Genomic DNA, 15,459 nt, shown 5'->3' on the forward strand with positions numbered 1-15,459 from the left:
GGGATTGGTTGGACAGCAAAATTGCTGCAAATAATAACTTAAAAGTTGACCTATGTCACATTACCTAGAATGATGAAAGAGTTCTGTGCGTTGTCATTAGTTGTTCGTAGTGACAAAGCAGTAGGATATAACTAACACCTTCCTAGATAAGCAGGTCTGCCTATGTCTGATACCACACATCTTGATCCTTTCGCTGATCGCGAAGCCGACAATTATGACAATCCAATTCCGAGTCGTGAGTACATTCTCGAATTTTTAACCCAAGCCAATGTTCCCATGAATCGCAACGATCTGTTCGAAGCCCTCAAACTAGAAGGCGAAGAGCAATATGAAGGGTTGCGTCGTCGCCTGCGGGCAATGGAACGAGATGGCCAACTGGTGTTCACGCGCCGTCAATGCTATGCCTTGCCAGAAAAGCTGGAAATGGTGAAAGGCTATGTGATTGGCCACAAAGACGGCCACGGCTGGGTTCGTCCAGAAGGAAGCTTAAACAAAGAAGGCGATATTTTATTGCCCCACCACCAGATGCGTACGCTGATCCATGGTGATTTTGTCTTAGTGCAGCCGAGCGGTACTGATAAACGTGGCCGTAAAGAAGGGCGCTTAGTACGCATTCTCGAAGAGCGTAATGGCCAAATTGTCGGACGTTTCTTCTTTGAATACGGTTACTCTTATGTGGTGCCAGATGACTCACGCATTCACCATGACATTCTGATCCCCAATGACTTACGTGCTGGCGCTCGCATGGGCAACGTGGTCGTGATTGAAATTACCGACCGTGGTACGCGTAACCGCGGCATGATGGGTAAAGTCGTTGAAGTGTTGGGTGAAAACATGGCCCCGGGTATGGAAACGCAAATTGCGATTCGTACTCACCAAATTCCCCATGAATGGCCCGCAGAAGTTGAGCAGCAAGTAGCAGGATTGACCGAGGAAGTGCCAGAAGAAGCCAAGCAAGGTCGTGTCGATCTACGTGCTTTGCCATTAGTCACGATCGATGGCGAGGATGCTCGAGATTTCGATGACGCTGTCTATTGTGAAGCGAAAAAAGGCGGTGGCTGGCGTTTATGGGTCGCGATTGCCGACGTGAGCTATTACGTACGTCCCGATACCGCGCTGGATAAAGAAGCGATCAACCGTGGAAACTCGGTCTATTTCCCATCGCAAGTTGTCCCAATGTTGCCCGAAGTGCTGTCGAACGGCCTCTGTTCACTCAACCCACAAGTCGATCGCTTGTGCATGGTGTGTGAAATGACCGTATCGGAAACGGGTAAGCTCTCGGGCTACAAGCATTACGAAGCGGTAATGAACTCGCACGCTCGCCTGACTTACACCAAAGTGCATGAAATCCTAGAAGGGGATGAAGAACTGCGCGAGCGTTATAAAGCGCTGGTTCCTCATCTTGAAGAGTTGCACAAAATGTATCAGGTGCTGAAAAGTGCACGCGATGAGCGTGGCGCGATTGAGTTTGAAACCGTTGAAACCAAATTCATCTTCAACGCTCAGCGCAAGATTGAAAGCATTGAGCCTGTTGTACGTAACGATGCGCATAAGCTGATTGAAGAGTGTATGATCCTCGCCAACATCGCCTCTGCCTCTTTGGTAGAAAAAGCCAAAGAAGCGGCGTTGTACCGTGTCCATGAGCCACCTGGTGAAGAACGTCTCACTGGCTTCCGTGATTTCCTCGGTGAGTTGGGGCTCGATCTCTCCGGTGGCCTTGAGCCATCACCGACCGACTACGCCAATTTAATGAAGCAAATTGGTGAACGTCCAGATAAAGAGCTGATCCAAACCATGTTGCTGCGCTCGATGAAGCAAGCGGTGTATAACGCGGATAACGCGGGTCACTTTGGCTTGGCGTTGAAACGTTACGCACACTTTACATCGCCAATCCGTCGTTACCCGGATTTGTTGCTGCATCGTGCGATCAAATATCTGATCGCGAAGCAAGAAGGGCGCAACCAAGACCGTTGGACTCCAACCGGTGGCTATCACTACTCCTTCGATGACATGGACTTCTACGGTGAGCAGTGCTCCATGACTGAGCGCCGCGCTGATGATGCGACGCGCGAAGTGTCTGACTGGCTCAAATGCGAGTATATGCAAGATCATGTGGGTGAAGAATTAGAAGGCGTCGTCGCGAACGTCACCAGTTTCGGCTTCTTTGTTCGTCTCACTGAGCTGCACATTGACGGCCTGGTACACATTTCGACTCTGGCTAACGACTACTACCACTATGATCCGATTGGTCAGCGTCTGGTGGGGGAAAGTTTTGGTGCCATCTATCGTCTTGGTGATGCGGTAAAAGTAAAAGTGTTGGCGGTAAACCTTGATGATCGCCAAATTGACTTTGAATTGGTCGAAACTAGTCGTAAGCTACGCGGCCAAGGCAAAACCGCCAAGAAACGTGCCGATGAAGCTCGAGCCAAAGCGCAAGGTAAAAAAGCAGCGGCCACCAAAGGTGCCCGTGGCAAATCACCAACGAAATCAGAGTTGAAACCACAGGTAGAAGCGACGCGCCGTCCAGACAGTGAAGGCCGCAGCAAACCGAAAAAGACCAAAGCGCCGAAAAAACGCAAAGACCAAGCTCGTAAGAAAAGCGGCAAAGTACGAGATAAAACCAAATAGGTAACACATGAGTAATGAATTGATTTATGGCATCCACGCCGTGAACGCGGTACTACAACGCGATCCCGCGCGTTTTGTCGAAGCGTATGTGCTTAAAGGTCGTCAGGACGATCGCCTGCTGCCGGTACTCAACGAATTGATGCGTCTTGGCGTCTCAATTCAAGAGATGAGCCGCAAAGCGCTGGATGACAAAGCGGAAGGCGCAAACCATCAAGGATTGATTGCCCGTGTTAAACCTGCTCGTCAACTCAATGAAAATGACCTTGAAGATATCCTCGCTCAGCATGAGCAACCCCTGTTGTTAGTACTGGATGGGGTAACTGATCCGCACAACCTCGGGGCTTGCCTGCGTAATGCTGATGCGGCAGGTGTGGCGGCAGTCATTGTTCCGAAAGACAAATCAGCACCACTGACCGCGACCGTCAGTAAAGTGGCGTGTGGCGCGGCGGAAACGGTACCGCTCGTGCGCGTTACTAACTTGGCGCGTACCATGCGCGCACTGCAAGAAAAAGGTGTCTGGTTTGTAGGGACTGCAGGCGAAGCGACTCATGATATCTATCAAAGCAAACTGACCGGGCCGCTGGCGATCGTGATGGGCGCAGAAGGGGATGGCATGCGTCGTTTAACGCGTGAAACCTGTGATGATTTGATTAAAATCCCGATGGCAGGCAGCGTATCAAGTCTAAACGTGTCTGTAGCTTGTGGTGTCTGTTTATTTGAAGCAGTGCGCCAGCGTATGGCGAATCGGTAAGCTCAATCATTCCATCATAGTAAATGGGCACTTGAGAGTGCCCGTTTTTTGTCATCCCTAAACCACGGCATTTAGAGGTCGTGATTGTTTGGCGCATGCATAAACACTCCACTGACGTTATCGTTAACAGAGATTTAATTCCGTTTATTTTTCAAACATACCTTGCAACTGAAACTGTGATCGGTATAATGCCCGGCACTGGTTTAGCCAGTTGTGAACCAATGAGCAGTGAGGAGCTGTCCCATCTTATTGATAGGGCAGGTAATGTATACTCAGCTTATGTTCGCAGTTAATAAAAATTTAGCTTTCTACTATCTTGCGATAGTTCAGGTTAATCACCTATTAGCTGACAATGCGTCCTAATCTTGGATGCTACGGTTTCACATAAATCAATCGGCATTCTCTCGTCTTATCGAGTTTGAGTGGCGATATTGTTTGTGTAATTTTTTAATATTGGAGCTCTGTCTCATGCAGAACCAACGTATCCGTATCCGCCTGAAAGCTTTCGATTACAAACTGATCGATGCTTCTACAGCGGAAATCGTTGAAACAGCTAAGCGCACTGGCGCACAGGTTCGTGGTCCAATCCCACTGCCAACTCGTAAAGAGCGTTTCACTGTTCTTATCTCTCCACACGTTAACAAAGATGCTCGTGATCAGTACGAAATCCGTACTCACAAACGTCTAATCGACATCGTTGAACCAACAGACAAAACTGTTGATGCTCTGATGCGTCTAGACCTTGCTGCGGGCGTTGACGTACAAATTAGCCTAGGTTAAGGGAGATTAGAAGAATGATTGGTCTAATCGGTCGTAAAGTGGGCATGACCCGCGTATTTACTGAAGACGGCGTTTCTATCCCAGTAACTGTTGTTGAAGTTGAAGCAAACCGCGTTTCTCAAGTGAAAACTCTTGAAACTGATGGTTACGCTGCAATCCAAGTCACTACTGGTTCTAAGAAAGCTAACCGTGTTACTAAGCCAGAAGCTGGTCACTTCGCGAAAGCGGGTGTAGAAGCTGGTCGCGGTCTTTGGGAATTCCGTTTGGAAAACGGTGAAGAGTTTGCAGTAGGTTCAGAACTGACTGTTGAACTGTTCAACGAAGTAAAAAAAGTAGACGTTACTGGTACATCTAAGGGTAAAGGTTTCCAAGGTGCTGTTAAGCGCTGGAACTTCCGCACTCAAGATATGACTCACGGTAACTCATTGTCTCACCGTGCTCCTGGTTCAATTGGCCAATGTCAAACTCCAGGTCGCGTGTTCAAAGGCAAAAAAATGGCAGGTCACATGGGTGCTGAGCGTGTAACGACTCAAAACCTAGAGATCGTACGTGTTGACGCTGAGCGCAATCTGCTTCTGATTAAAGGTGCAGTCCCAGGCGCAACTGGCGGTAACGTGATCGTCAAACCAGCTGTTAAAGCGTAACGTCTAGGAGTAAGTAATGGAATTGATGGTTAAAGGTGCTAACGCACTAACTGTTTCCGAAACTACTTTCGGACGTGAGTTCAACGAAGCTCTTGTACACCAAGTAGTTGTTGCTTATGCAGCAGGTGCTCGTCAAGGTACTCGTGCTCAAAAGACACGTTCAGAAGTTTCTGGCGGTGGCGCTAAGCCATGGCGTCAAAAAGGTACTGGCCGTGCACGTGCTGGTACAATCCGTAGCCCAATCTGGCGTACAGGTGGTGTTACTTTTGCTGCGAAACCACAAGATCACAGCCAAAAAGTAAACAAGAAAATGTACCGTGGTGCTATGAAGAGCATTCTGTCTGAGCTAGTTCGTCAAGAGCGTTTGATCGTTGTTGAAAACTTCTCAGTTGAAGCTCCAAAGACCAAAGCTCTGGTAGCTAAGCTAAAAGAACTTGAGCTGAACGATGTTCTCATCGTTACTGGCGAAGTAGACGAAAATCTGTTCTTAGCTGCGCGTAACCTGTACAAAGTTGACGTGCGTGACGTAACTGGTATCGACCCAGTAAGCCTGATCGCATTTGACAAGGTTCTAATGACTGCTGCTGCAGTTAAGCAAGTTGAGGAGATGCTGGCATGATCCGTGAAGAGCGTCTACTAAAAGTTCTACGTGCTCCGCACATCTCTGAAAAAGCAACTATGTCTGCTGAGAAATCGAACACTATCGTTTTCAAAGTAGCAAAAGATGCCACTAAGAAAGAGATCAAAGCAGCTGTAGAAAAGCTATTTGAAGTTGAAGTTAAGTCTGTAAATACCCTGATCATCAAGGGTAAGACCAAGCGTCAAGGTCTGCGCCAAGGCCGTCGTTCAGACGTGAAAAAAGCGTACGTGACTTTGAATGAAGGTCAAGATCTTGACTTCGTTGGCGGCGCGGAATAACAGGAGTAGTTGAAAAATGGCTATTGTTAAATGTAAGCCGACTTCGGCTGGTCGTCGTCACGTTGTTAAAGTTGTTAACGCTGACCTGCACAAGGGTAAGCCATACGCACCTCTTCTAGAGAAAAACTCTAAGAACGGTGGTCGTAACAACAACGGTCGTATCACAGTACGTCACATCGGTGGTGGCCACAAGCAACACTACCGTTTGGTTGACTTCAAACGTACTAAAGACGGTATCCCAGCGAAAGTTGAGCGTCTAGAATACGATCCAAACCGTAGCGCAAACATCGCTCTAGTTCTGTACGCAGACGGTGAGCGTCGTTACATCATTGCACCGAAAGGTCTGCAAGCGGGTGACGTTATCCAATCTGGCCCAGATGCGCCGATCAAAGCGGGTAACGCAATGCCAATGCGCAACATCCCAGTTGGTTCAACAATCCACAACGTTGAATTGACTCCAGGAAAAGGCGCTCAGCTGGCTCGTTCTGCTGGTGCTTACGCGCAACTTGTTGCTCGTGATGGTGCATACGTGACTCTACGTCTACGTTCTGGCGAAATGCGTAAAGTACTGTCTGAAGGCCGTGCAACTATCGGTGAAGTAGGCAACGCTGAGCACATGCTGCGTGAACTAGGTAAAGCTGGTGCAGCACGCTGGCGCGGTGTTCGTCCAACCGTTCGCGGTGTGGTAATGAACCCGGTTGACCACCCACACGGTGGTGGTGAAGGCCGTACTTCTGGTGGTCGTCACCCAGTATCTCCTTGGGGCGTTCCAACCAAAGGCTACAAGACACGTAGTAACAAACGCACTGACAAGTACATCGTACGTCGTCGTAATAAGTAATCTATTTAAGAGGATAAGCCATGCCACGTTCTCTCAAGAAAGGTCCATTTATTGACCTACACTTGCTGAAGAAGGTAGAGAAAGCGGTGGAAAGCGGAGACAAAAAGCCTATTAAGACTTGGTCCCGTCGTTCAATGATCATTCCAACAATGATCGGTTTGACCATCGCTGTCCATAATGGTCGTCAACACGTTCCAGTTTTCGTAACTGACGAGATGATCGGTCACAAATTGGGCGAATTTGCACCTACTCGTACTTACCGCGGTCACGCTGCGGATAAGAAAGCTAAGAAGAAATAAGGGGTAAATAATGGAAGCTATCGCTAAACATAACTTTGCTCGTATTTCTCCTCAGAAAGCTCGCTTAGTTGCAGACCAAATCCGCGGTAAATCTGTGGATCAAGCGCTAGAACTTCTGACTTTCAGCAACAAAAAAGCGGCTGAACTGGTTAAGAAAGTTCTGGAATCTGCAATCGCGAACGCAGAGCACAACGAAGGTGCAGACATCGACGATCTACGTGTCGCTAAAATCTTCGTAGATGAGGGCCCAGTCATGAAGCGTATTATGCCTCGTGCTAAAGGCCGTGCGGATCGTATCTTGAAGCGTTCAAGCCACATTACTGTGGTTGTCGCAGATCGCTAAGAGACTAGGAGAGTAAGCAATGGGTCAGAAAGTACATCCAAATGGTATTCGTCTAGGCATCGTTAAGCCTTGGAATGCTACATGGTTTGCTAACACCAAAGATTTCGCTGACAACCTAGACGGCGACTTCAAGGTACGTCAATACCTGTCTAAGGAATTGGCAAACGCGTCTCTGTCACGCATCGTTATCGAACGTCCTGCGAAAAGCATCCGTGTGACTATTCACACTGCTCGTCCAGGTGTTGTTATCGGTAAGAAAGGCGAAGACGTTGAAAAACTGCGTGCAGCAGTAGCAAAAATTGCTGGCGTACCAGCGCAAATCAACATCGCTGAAGTACGTAAGCCTGAGCTGGATGGTCAGCTTGTGGCTGATAGCATCGCGTCTCAACTAGAGCGTCGCGTAATGTTCCGTCGTGCTATGAAGCGCGCAGTACAAAACGCAATGCGCCTAGGCGCTAAAGGTATCAAAGTGGAAGTAAGCGGTCGTTTAGGCGGCGCTGAAATCGCTCGTTCAGAGTGGTATCGTGAAGGTCGCGTACCTCTACACACTCTGCGTGCTGACATTGATTACGCAACTTCTTCGGCTCACACCACCTACGGTGTAATCGGCGTTAAAGTCTGGATCTTCAAAGGTGAGATCCTAGGCGGTATGCCAGCAGCAACTGAAGCTGCAGAGCCAAAGGCTGACAAGCCGAAGAAGCAGCGTAAAGGCCGTAAGTAAGGAGTCGACAGATGCTACAACCTAAACGTACTAAGTTCCGTAAGGTTCAGACTGGTCGTAACCGTGGTCTAGCGAAAGGTACAGAAGTAAGCTTCGGTACTTTTGGTCTTAAAGCTGTAGGCCGTGGTCGTCTGACTGCTCGTCAAATCGAAGCGGCACGTCGTGCTATGACGCGTCATATCAAGCGTCAAGGTAAAATCTGGATCCGTGTGTTCCCAGACAAGCCAATCACTGAAAAACCACTAGAAGTTCGTCAAGGTAAGGGTAAAGGTAACGTTGAGTACTGGGTAGCCCAAATCCAACCTGGTAAGGTTATGTACGAAGTTGATGGTGTACCTGAAGAATTGGCACGTGAAGCGTTCCGCCTAGCGGCTCGCAAACTGCCATTCAAGACTACATTCGTAACTAAGCAGGTGATGTGATGAAAGCACAAGATCTACGCGAAAAAAGCGTTGAAGAGCTGAACTCTGAGCTACTGAATTTGCTGAAAGAGCAGTTCAACTTGCGCATGCAAGCTGCAACTGGTCAACTGCAGCAGACTCATACTCTGAAAGCTGTACGCCGTGATATCGCACGTGTGAAAACTGTTTTGACTGAGAAGGCAGGCGCATAATGAGCGACAAAATTCGTACTCAACTAGGTCGTGTTGTTAGCGACAAGATGGACAAGTCTATCGTTGTTGCTATCGAGCGCATGGTGAAGCACCCTATCTACGGTAAATTCGTTAAGCGCACGACTAAAGTACACGCACATGACGAAAACAACGAGTGTGGCATTGGCGACACTGTTGAAATTCGTGAATGTCGTCCACTGTCTAAGACTAAGTCTTGGACTCTGGTGAAAATTGTAGAAAAAGCGAAGATGTAATCTCCTCTCTTTCTCGCAATTCAGGCGGCTCCAATTATTTTTGGGGCCGCTTGTTTTTTGACTACCCAATCAAAAAAAAGGGTGGTACAATTCGCGTCCCTTTAAAGAGGCAGCCCGACCCGAGATGGGTCTAGTTTTTTTAATATTTAGCGGAGCACTAACATGATCCAAATGCAAACTATGCTGGATGCAGCTGATAACTCAGGCGCTCGCAGCGTAATGTGTATTAAGGTTCTGGGTGGCTCTCACCGTCGTTACGCCCACGTTGGCGACATCATCAAAGTTACCGTTAAGGAAGCAATTCCTCGCGGTAAAGTAAAGAAAGGTGATGTATTAAAGGCGGTGGTAGTTCGCACCCGTAAAGGCGTACGTCGTCCAGACGGTTCTGTCATTCGCTTCGACCGTAATGCTTGCGTTCTGTTGAACAACAACAGTGAGCAACCTATCGGTACACGTATCTTTGGTCCAGTGACTCGTGAGCTTCGTAATGCGAAATTCATGAAGATTGTATCACTGGCTCCAGAAGTTCTGTAAGGAGCGGCAACAATGGCAGCTAAAATCCGTCAAAATGACGAAGTAATCGTTCTTGCTGGGAAAGACAAAGGCAAGAAAGGTAAAGTAACTAAGGTTCTGGCAACTGGTAAAGTTATCGTTGAAGGTATCAATCTAGTTAAGAAACACCAGAAACCTGTTCCTGCGATGGGTGTCCAAGGTGGCATCGTTGAGCAAGAAGCAGCGATCGACGTTTCTAACATTGCGATTTTCAACGCAAAAACTGGTAAAGCAGACCGCATCGGTTTCCGTTTCGAAGATGGTAAGAAAGTTCGTTTCTTTAAATCTAACAACGAAATCGTTTCTAACTAATTAGAAGTAATTTGGAGTTCTACTATGGCGAAACTGCATGATTACTACAAGTCGTCTGTAGTCGCTGAGCTGACCAAACAGTTCAGTTACACAAGCGTCATGCAAGTCCCTAGAATTGAGAAAATCACCCTCAATATGGGCGTTGGTGAAGCAATCAACGATAAGAAACTACTTGAAAATGCAGCGTCTGATATGGCGATCATCTCTGGCCAAAAGCCACTGATCACTAAAGCGCGCAAATCTGTAGCTGGTTTCAAAATTCGTGAAGGCTACCCAATTGGTTGTAAAGTAACCTTGCGTGGCGAGCGCATGTGGGATTTCTTGGAGCGTTTGATTTCTATCGCTCTACCACGTGTACGTGACTTCCGCGGTGTTAACGGCAAGTCTTTTGACGGTCGCGGTAACTACAGCATGGGCGTTCGCGAGCAAATCATCTTTCCGGAAATCGACTACGATAAAGTCGATCGTGTACGCGGTCTTGATATCACTATCACGACTACCGCTGGTACCGATGAGGAAGGCCGTGCTCTGCTGGCTGCCTTTAACTTCCCATTCCGTAAGTAAGGTGAAGGGTTACTGTTATGGCTAAACAATCAATGAAAGCACGTGAAGAAAAACGTGCGAAGCTGGTAGCTCAGTTCGCTGAAAAGCGTGCAACTCTGAAAGCTATCATCAGCGATGTAAACGCATCTGAAGAAGATCGTTGGAATGCGGTTCTTAAACTGCAATCTCTTCCACGTGATTCAAGTCGTTCTCGTCAGCGTAACCGTTGCAACCAAACTGGTCGCCCACACGGTTTCCTACGTAAGTTCGGTCTAAGCCGTATTAAAGTTCGTGAAGCTTGCATGAAAGGCGAGATTCCAGGACTTCGTAAGGCTAGCTGGTAATTGCCACTTAATCATTTGGAGTAAAGTTTATGAGCATGCAAGATCCGATTTCGGATATGCTGACCCGCATTCGTAACGGTCAGGCAGCAAACAAAGTTGCTGTAAAAATGCCTTCTTCAAAGCTGAAAGTTGCAATTGCTGCACTTCTGAAAGCAGAAGGTTATATCGCTGATTTCGCTGTTGAAGGCGAAGTGAAAGCAGAGCTGGAAATCACTCTTAAGTATTTCCAAGCAAAACCAGTAATCGAGCAAATCAAACGCGTTTCTCGTCCAGGTCTTCGTGTTTACAAGAAGAAAGACGAGCTGCCATCTGTAATGGGTGGTCTAGGCGTTGCTGTCGTTTCCACTTCCAAGGGTCTGATGTCAGACCGCGCTGCTCGTAAAGCAGGTCTTGGCGGTGAAATCATTTGCTACGTAGCATAATTAAGGAGTAGAACATGTCTCGTGTTGCTAAAGCACCTGTCGCTATTCCAGCTGGCGTAGAGGTGAAACTGAACGGCCAAGAGATCACTATTAAAGGTGCTAAAGGCGAACTTTCTCGCGTTTTCCACAAAGGTGTAGTGATCGCACAAGAAGACAACCAACTGACTTTTGGTCCACGTGAAGGCGTAGCCAACGCATGGGCACAAGCAGGTACTGCACGTGCTCTAGTTAAGAACATGGTTGTTGGTGTTACTGAAGGCTTTACTAAGAAACTCGTTCTGAAGGGTGTTGGTTACCGTGCTGCTATGAAAGGCAACGCTGTAGGCTTGACTCTGGGTTTCTCTCACCCTGTTGAGCATGAACTGCCAGAGGGTATTAAAGCTGAATGTCCAAGCCAAACTGAAATCGTACTGACTGGTTGTGACAAACAACTTGTTGGTCAGGTTGCGGCTGACATTCGTTCTTACCGCGCGCCTGAGCCTTACAAAGGCAAAGGTATTCGTTACGCAGATGAAAATGTGCGTAGTAAAGAAGCTAAGAAGAAGTAAGGTAACACTATGGATAAGAAAGCATCTCGCATCCGTCGTGCTACACGTGCACGTCGTAAGATTGCAGAACTGGGTGCAACTCGCCTAGTAGTACACCGTACTCCTCGTCACGTGTACGCACAAGTGATTGCAGCTAATGGCTCTGAGGTTATCGCCGCCGCTTCTACTGTAGAAAAAGCGATCCGTGAGCAAGTGAAATACACCGGTAACATCGATGCAGCGAAAGCAGTGGGTAAAGCTGTTGCAGAGCGCGCACTTGAAAAAGGCGTAACTGTAGTTGCGTTTGATCGTTCTGGTTTCCAATACCACGGTCGAGTAGCAGCGCTAGCAGATTCTGCTCGCGAAGCTGGTCTGAAATTCTAAGGTAGGGTTGGAAGATGGCTAAAGAACAACAAGTTCAAGCGAATGATTTGCAAGAAAAATTAATCGCAGTTAACCGTGTTTCTAAAACGGTTAAAGGTGGTCGAATCATGAGCTTTACTGCACTGACTGTAGTTGGTGACGGTAACGGTCGTGTAGGTTTCGGTTACGGCAAAGCCCGTGAAGTACCTGCTGCGATCCAAAAAGCAATGGAAAAAGCACGTCGTAGCATGGTTACGATCGCGCTGAACGAAGGTACTCTTCACCACCCAGTGAAAGGTCGCCATTCGGGCTCTAAAGTTTACATGCAGCCTGCTGCAGAAGGTACTGGTGTAATCGCCGGCGGTGCGATGCGTGCAGTACTTGAAGTTGCTGGTGTACACAACGTTTTGTCTAAAGCGTACGGTTCAACGAACCCAATCAATATCGTTCGTGCAACGATTGATGCGCTAGTAGACGTTAAGTCACCAGAAATGGTTGCTGCTAAACGTGGTCTGACTGTTGAATCAATTTCGGAGTAAGAACACAATGGCAACTATTAAAGTAACTCAAACTAAAAGCTCAATTGGTCGCCTGCCAAAGCATAAAGCTACACTGCGCGGTTTAGGTCTTCGTAAAATCAACCACACAGTAGAACTTGAAGATACGCCATGTGTTCGTGGCATGATCAACAAGGTTTACTACATGGTTAAAGTTGAGGAGTAATCATAATGCTATTGAATACTCTATCACCGGCCGCGGGTTCTAAACATGCTCCTAAGCGTTTAGGTCGTGGTGTCGGTTCAGGCCTTGGTAAAACAGGTGGCCGTGGTCACAAAGGTCAAAAGTCACGTTCTGGCGGCAAAGTACGTCCAGGTTTTGAAGGCGGTCAAATGCCTCTGAAACAACGTCTACCAAAATTCGGTTTCACTTCTCGTAAGAGCTTTGTGTCTGCTGAAGTTCGTCTGTCTGAACTGGCGAAAGTAACTGGTGACGTAGTTGATCTGAATGCTCTGAAAGCAGCAAACCTCGTTACTAAAAACATCGAGTTTGCAAAAATCGTTCTTTCTGGCGAGATCAACAAAGCAGTGACCGTAAAAGGTCTGCGCGTGACTAAAGGCGCTAAAGCTGCAATCGAAGCTGCAGGCGGTAAAATCGAGGAATAATCTCGAGGATTGAGGTACAGATGGCTAAAAAACCAGGACAAGATTTTCGTAGTGCTCAGAGCGGCTTAAGTGAACTAAAGTCGCGCTTATTCTTCGTAATTGGTGCACTTTTAGTATTCCGAGCCGGCTCTTTTGTGCCGATTCCTGGTATTGACGCTGCTGTACTTGCCGAATTGTTCGAACAGCAAAAAGGTACCATCGTAGAAATGTTTAACATGTTCTCCGGTGGTGCTCTTGAGCGTGCATCTATTTTAGCACTGGGCATCATGCCGTATATTTCGGCGTCAATTGTTGTCCAGTTGCTAACAGTAGTTCATCCAGCGTTAGCGGAACTCAAAAAAGAGGGTGAAGCAGGCCGTCGTAAGATAAGCCAATATACGCGCTACGGCACGCTTGTACTTGCAACATTCCAAGCGATTGGTATTGCAACAGGCTTACCAAACATGGTCAACAATCTGGTCGTTATCGACCAAACCATGTTTACCCTGATTGCGACCGTGAGTTTAGTAACCGGTACCATGTTCTTAATGTGGTTAGGTGAACAAATTACAGAGCGTGGAATTGGAAACGGTATTTCGATACTGATTTTCGCAGGTATTGTTGCTGGATTGCCTAAAGCAATCGGTCAAACAATCGAGCAAGCGCGTCAAGGTGAACTGCATGTACTTCTTCTGCTGTTAATCGCAGTGTTAGCTTTTGCTGTGATTTACTTCGTTGTTTTCATGGAGCGTGGTCAACGTCGTATCGTTGTGAACTACGCAAAGCGTCAACAAGGTCGTAAGGTGTTCGCAGCACAAAGCACTCACTTGCCGTTGAAAATCAACATGGCTGGTGTAATTCCTGCGATTTTTGCGTCAAGCATTATCCTGTTTCCAGGAACATTGGCGCAGTGGTTTGGTCAGAACGGCGAAAGCAGCACATTCGGTTGGCTAACTGATGTGTCTTTAGCTTTGAGCCCAGGCCAGCCTCTGTATGTAATGCTTTATGCAGCGGCGATTATCTTCTTCTGTTTCTTCTATACCGCGTTGGTGTTTAACCCGCGTGAAACGGCAGATAACTTGAAGAAGTCTGGTGCATTCGTACCCGGTATCCGCCCAGGTGAGCAGACAGCGAAATATATCGATAAAGTAATGACACGTTTAACCCTTGCAGGTGCACTGTATATTACTTTTATCTGTCTGATCCCTGAGTTCATGATGGTCGCTTGGAACGTACGTTTCTACTTTGGCGGCACATCACTACTGATTGTAGTTGTCGTGATCATGGACTTTATGGCACAGGTACAGACCCATTTGATGTCTCATCAATATGAGTCTGTGTTGAAAAAAGCAAATCTGAAAGGCTACGGCCGTTAATACGGCAGGCAGTTCAGATAGATTTACGGAGTTTAGCAATGAAAGTTCGTGCTTCCGTTAAAAAAATCTGCCGTAACTGTAAAGTTATCAAGCGTAACGGTGTCGTTCGCGTGATTTGCAGTGAGCCAAAGCACAAGCAGCGCCAAGGCTAATTAGCAGAAATTTTTTACTTGAAAATTAAGGTAGTGTCGAGTATATTCCTCGGCCTACCTTTTGCGTGCAAAAGAAGTAGTATACCGCAACGTATCCTCGACGGGCTTTGTTGCGGGTAATTCTTTGATGAAAGTACTAGGAGTGCATAGTGGCCCGTATAGCAGGCATTAACATTCCTGATCATAAACACGCTGTAATCGCTCTAACTGCGATCTACGGTATCGGCAAAACTCGTTCAAAAGCTATTCTAGCTGACCTGGGTATTGCTGAGAGTGTTAAGATCAGTGAACTAACTGAAGAGCAGATCGATCAACTGCGTGATGGTGTAGCTAAGTACACTGTAGAGGGTGATCTACGTCGTGAAGTTTCCATGAACATCAAGCGCCTAATGGATCTTGGTTGTTACCGTGGTCTTCGTCATCGTCGCAGTCTACCACTACGTGGACAGCGTACTAAAACCAACGCTCGCACCCGTAAGGGTCCGCGTAAGCCGATCAAGAAATAATCGGGAAGGGTAGAGTACAATGGCTAAACAACCAACTCGCGCACGTAAGCGTGTACGCAAGCAAGTTGCTGATGGCGTAGCGCATATCCACGCATCTTTCAACAACACAATCGTAACCATTACGGACCGTCAAGGTAATGCTCTTGCTTGGGCAACTGCTGGTGGTTCTGGTTTCCGCGGTTCTCGTAAGTCTACTCCGTTCGCTGCACAGGTTGCTGCTGAGCGTTGTGCTGAAATGGCTAAAGAATACGGCCTAAAGAACCTAGAGGTTATGGTTAAGGGTCCTGGTCCAGGTCGTGAATCTACTGTTCGCGCTCTGAATGCAGCTGGTTTCCGTATCACGAACATCGTTGATGCTACACCAATCCCTCATAACGGTTGTCGTCCACCGAAGAAACGTCGCGTTTAACGTTTCTAGGAAGATTGGA

General features: G+C 47.4%; 27 protein-coding genes. All 27 read left to right on the top strand.

Features of this window, described 5'->3' with window-relative positions; all coding sequences use genetic code 11:
- The first annotated feature begins 162 nt into the window (after nucleotides 1-162).
- The gene (gene rnr, locus GOU96_RS03685) at nucleotides 163-2,628 is read left to right on the top strand and encodes a ribonuclease R (RefSeq protein WP_088131575.1); all 2,466 of its coding nucleotides are present in this window, start codon (nucleotides 163-165) and stop codon (nucleotides 2,626-2,628) included.
- Between the two features lie 7 nt (nucleotides 2,629-2,635).
- Entirely contained in the window at nucleotides 2,636-3,379 is a 744-nt protein-coding gene (gene rlmB, locus GOU96_RS03690; RefSeq protein ID WP_071170599.1) for a 23S rRNA (guanosine(2251)-2'-O)-methyltransferase RlmB, read from the top strand.
- A 468-nt stretch (nucleotides 3,380-3,847) separates the two neighbouring features.
- Nucleotides 3,848-4,159 carry a 30S ribosomal protein S10 gene (gene rpsJ, locus GOU96_RS03695; RefSeq protein ID WP_001181007.1) on the top strand — a complete coding sequence of 104 codons (312 nt, stop codon included), beginning with the start codon at nucleotides 3,848-3,850 and terminating at the stop codon, nucleotides 4,157-4,159.
- A 14-nt stretch (nucleotides 4,160-4,173) separates the two neighbouring features.
- On the top strand, nucleotides 4,174-4,803 hold the full coding sequence (gene rplC / locus GOU96_RS03700; protein WP_000579663.1) for a 50S ribosomal protein L3: 630 nt from the start codon (nucleotides 4,174-4,176) through the stop codon (nucleotides 4,801-4,803).
- A 16-nt stretch (nucleotides 4,804-4,819) separates the two neighbouring features.
- Nucleotides 4,820-5,422 carry a 50S ribosomal protein L4 gene (rplD, locus tag GOU96_RS03705; protein WP_000422344.1) on the top strand — a complete coding sequence of 201 codons (603 nt, stop codon included), beginning with the start codon at nucleotides 4,820-4,822 and terminating at the stop codon, nucleotides 5,420-5,422.
- A complete protein-coding gene (gene rplW, locus GOU96_RS03710) occupies nucleotides 5,419-5,721 on the top strand; it encodes a 50S ribosomal protein L23 (RefSeq protein ID WP_000617542.1) in 303 nt (100 codons plus the stop codon). The genes rplD and rplW overlap by 4 nt, the downstream gene beginning before the upstream one ends.
- Nucleotides 5,722-5,737: 16 nt before the next feature.
- Nucleotides 5,738-6,562, top strand: a complete 825-nt coding sequence (rplB, locus tag GOU96_RS03715) for a 50S ribosomal protein L2 (protein ID WP_001018908.1) — start codon at nucleotides 5,738-5,740, stop codon at nucleotides 6,560-6,562.
- Nucleotides 6,563-6,582: 20 nt separating this feature from the next.
- A complete protein-coding gene (rpsS, locus tag GOU96_RS03720; protein WP_001138114.1) occupies nucleotides 6,583-6,861 on the top strand; it encodes a 30S ribosomal protein S19 in 279 nt (92 codons plus the stop codon).
- Between the two features lie 10 nt (nucleotides 6,862-6,871).
- A complete protein-coding gene (gene rplV, locus GOU96_RS03725; protein ID WP_000387269.1) occupies nucleotides 6,872-7,204 on the top strand; it encodes a 50S ribosomal protein L22 in 333 nt (110 codons plus the stop codon).
- A 19-nt stretch (nucleotides 7,205-7,223) separates the two neighbouring features.
- Nucleotides 7,224-7,925, top strand: a complete 702-nt coding sequence (rpsC, locus tag GOU96_RS03730; protein ID WP_000529940.1) for a 30S ribosomal protein S3 — start codon at nucleotides 7,224-7,226, stop codon at nucleotides 7,923-7,925.
- Nucleotides 7,926-7,936: 11 nt separating this feature from the next.
- Nucleotides 7,937-8,347, top strand: coding sequence for a 50S ribosomal protein L16 (gene rplP / locus GOU96_RS03735; protein ID WP_000941219.1), 411 nt, complete (start codon nucleotides 7,937-7,939; stop codon nucleotides 8,345-8,347).
- Entirely contained in the window at nucleotides 8,347-8,538 is a 192-nt protein-coding gene (gene rpmC / locus GOU96_RS03740; RefSeq protein ID WP_000647192.1) for a 50S ribosomal protein L29, read from the top strand. Before rplP ends, rpmC begins: the two co-directional genes overlap by 1 nt.
- The gene (rpsQ, locus tag GOU96_RS03745; protein WP_001280803.1) at nucleotides 8,538-8,792 is read left to right on the top strand and encodes a 30S ribosomal protein S17; all 255 of its coding nucleotides are present in this window, start codon (nucleotides 8,538-8,540) and stop codon (nucleotides 8,790-8,792) included. Before rpmC ends, rpsQ begins: the two co-directional genes overlap by 1 nt.
- A 162-nt stretch (nucleotides 8,793-8,954) precedes the next feature.
- The gene (gene rplN / locus GOU96_RS03750; RefSeq protein WP_000615540.1) at nucleotides 8,955-9,326 is read left to right on the top strand and encodes a 50S ribosomal protein L14; all 372 of its coding nucleotides are present in this window, start codon (nucleotides 8,955-8,957) and stop codon (nucleotides 9,324-9,326) included.
- Between the two features lie 12 nt (nucleotides 9,327-9,338).
- Nucleotides 9,339-9,656, top strand: coding sequence for a 50S ribosomal protein L24 (rplX, locus tag GOU96_RS03755; RefSeq protein WP_000729178.1), 318 nt, complete (start codon nucleotides 9,339-9,341; stop codon nucleotides 9,654-9,656).
- A gap of 24 nt (nucleotides 9,657-9,680) precedes the next feature.
- Nucleotides 9,681-10,220 (top strand): 50S ribosomal protein L5, encoded by a 540-nt coding sequence (rplE, locus tag GOU96_RS03760; protein ID WP_001096208.1) that lies wholly within the window; start codon nucleotides 9,681-9,683, stop codon nucleotides 10,218-10,220.
- 17 nt (nucleotides 10,221-10,237) lie between these two features.
- Nucleotides 10,238-10,543, top strand: coding sequence for a 30S ribosomal protein S14 (rpsN, locus tag GOU96_RS03765; protein ID WP_001118926.1), 306 nt, complete (start codon nucleotides 10,238-10,240; stop codon nucleotides 10,541-10,543).
- Between the two features lie 29 nt (nucleotides 10,544-10,572).
- Nucleotides 10,573-10,965: a 30S ribosomal protein S8 gene (rpsH, locus tag GOU96_RS03770; protein ID WP_000062614.1), complete on the top strand. Its 393-nt coding sequence runs from the start codon at nucleotides 10,573-10,575 to the stop codon at nucleotides 10,963-10,965.
- 14 nt (nucleotides 10,966-10,979) lie between these two features.
- Nucleotides 10,980-11,513: a 50S ribosomal protein L6 gene (gene rplF / locus GOU96_RS03775; protein WP_000091926.1), complete on the top strand. Its 534-nt coding sequence runs from the start codon at nucleotides 10,980-10,982 to the stop codon at nucleotides 11,511-11,513.
- Nucleotides 11,514-11,522: 9 nt separating this feature from the next.
- Entirely contained in the window at nucleotides 11,523-11,876 is a 354-nt protein-coding gene (gene rplR / locus GOU96_RS03780; RefSeq protein WP_000358092.1) for a 50S ribosomal protein L18, read from the top strand.
- Nucleotides 11,877-11,890: 14 nt separating this feature from the next.
- Nucleotides 11,891-12,394 (top strand): 30S ribosomal protein S5, encoded by a 504-nt coding sequence (gene rpsE, locus GOU96_RS03785; protein WP_001040927.1) that lies wholly within the window; start codon nucleotides 11,891-11,893, stop codon nucleotides 12,392-12,394.
- Nucleotides 12,395-12,401: 7 nt separating this feature from the next.
- Nucleotides 12,402-12,578: a 50S ribosomal protein L30 gene (gene rpmD, locus GOU96_RS03790; RefSeq protein WP_000201159.1), complete on the top strand. Its 177-nt coding sequence runs from the start codon at nucleotides 12,402-12,404 to the stop codon at nucleotides 12,576-12,578.
- Between the two features lie 5 nt (nucleotides 12,579-12,583).
- Nucleotides 12,584-13,018 (top strand): 50S ribosomal protein L15, encoded by a 435-nt coding sequence (gene rplO / locus GOU96_RS03795; protein WP_000926115.1) that lies wholly within the window; start codon nucleotides 12,584-12,586, stop codon nucleotides 13,016-13,018.
- Nucleotides 13,019-13,038: 20 nt separating this feature from the next.
- Nucleotides 13,039-14,373, top strand: a complete 1,335-nt coding sequence (gene secY, locus GOU96_RS03800) for a preprotein translocase subunit SecY (protein WP_142546027.1) — start codon at nucleotides 13,039-13,041, stop codon at nucleotides 14,371-14,373.
- Nucleotides 14,374-14,411: 38 nt separating this feature from the next.
- A complete protein-coding gene (gene rpmJ / locus GOU96_RS03805) occupies nucleotides 14,412-14,525 on the top strand; it encodes a 50S ribosomal protein L36 (RefSeq protein WP_000868186.1) in 114 nt (37 codons plus the stop codon).
- A 149-nt stretch (nucleotides 14,526-14,674) separates the two neighbouring features.
- Complete coding sequence (gene rpsM / locus GOU96_RS03810; protein ID WP_000090771.1) at nucleotides 14,675-15,031, top strand: 30S ribosomal protein S13; 357 nt, start codon at nucleotides 14,675-14,677, stop codon at nucleotides 15,029-15,031.
- Nucleotides 15,032-15,050: 19 nt separating this feature from the next.
- On the top strand, nucleotides 15,051-15,440 hold the full coding sequence (gene rpsK / locus GOU96_RS03815; protein ID WP_001118870.1) for a 30S ribosomal protein S11: 390 nt from the start codon (nucleotides 15,051-15,053) through the stop codon (nucleotides 15,438-15,440).
- The last annotated feature ends 19 nt before the right edge of the window (nucleotides 15,441-15,459 follow it).

It is taken from the genome of Vibrio sp. R-1, from assembly GCF_035615595.1.
Taxonomy (GTDB): Bacteria; Pseudomonadota; Gammaproteobacteria; order Enterobacterales; family Vibrionaceae; genus Vibrio; species Vibrio cholerae.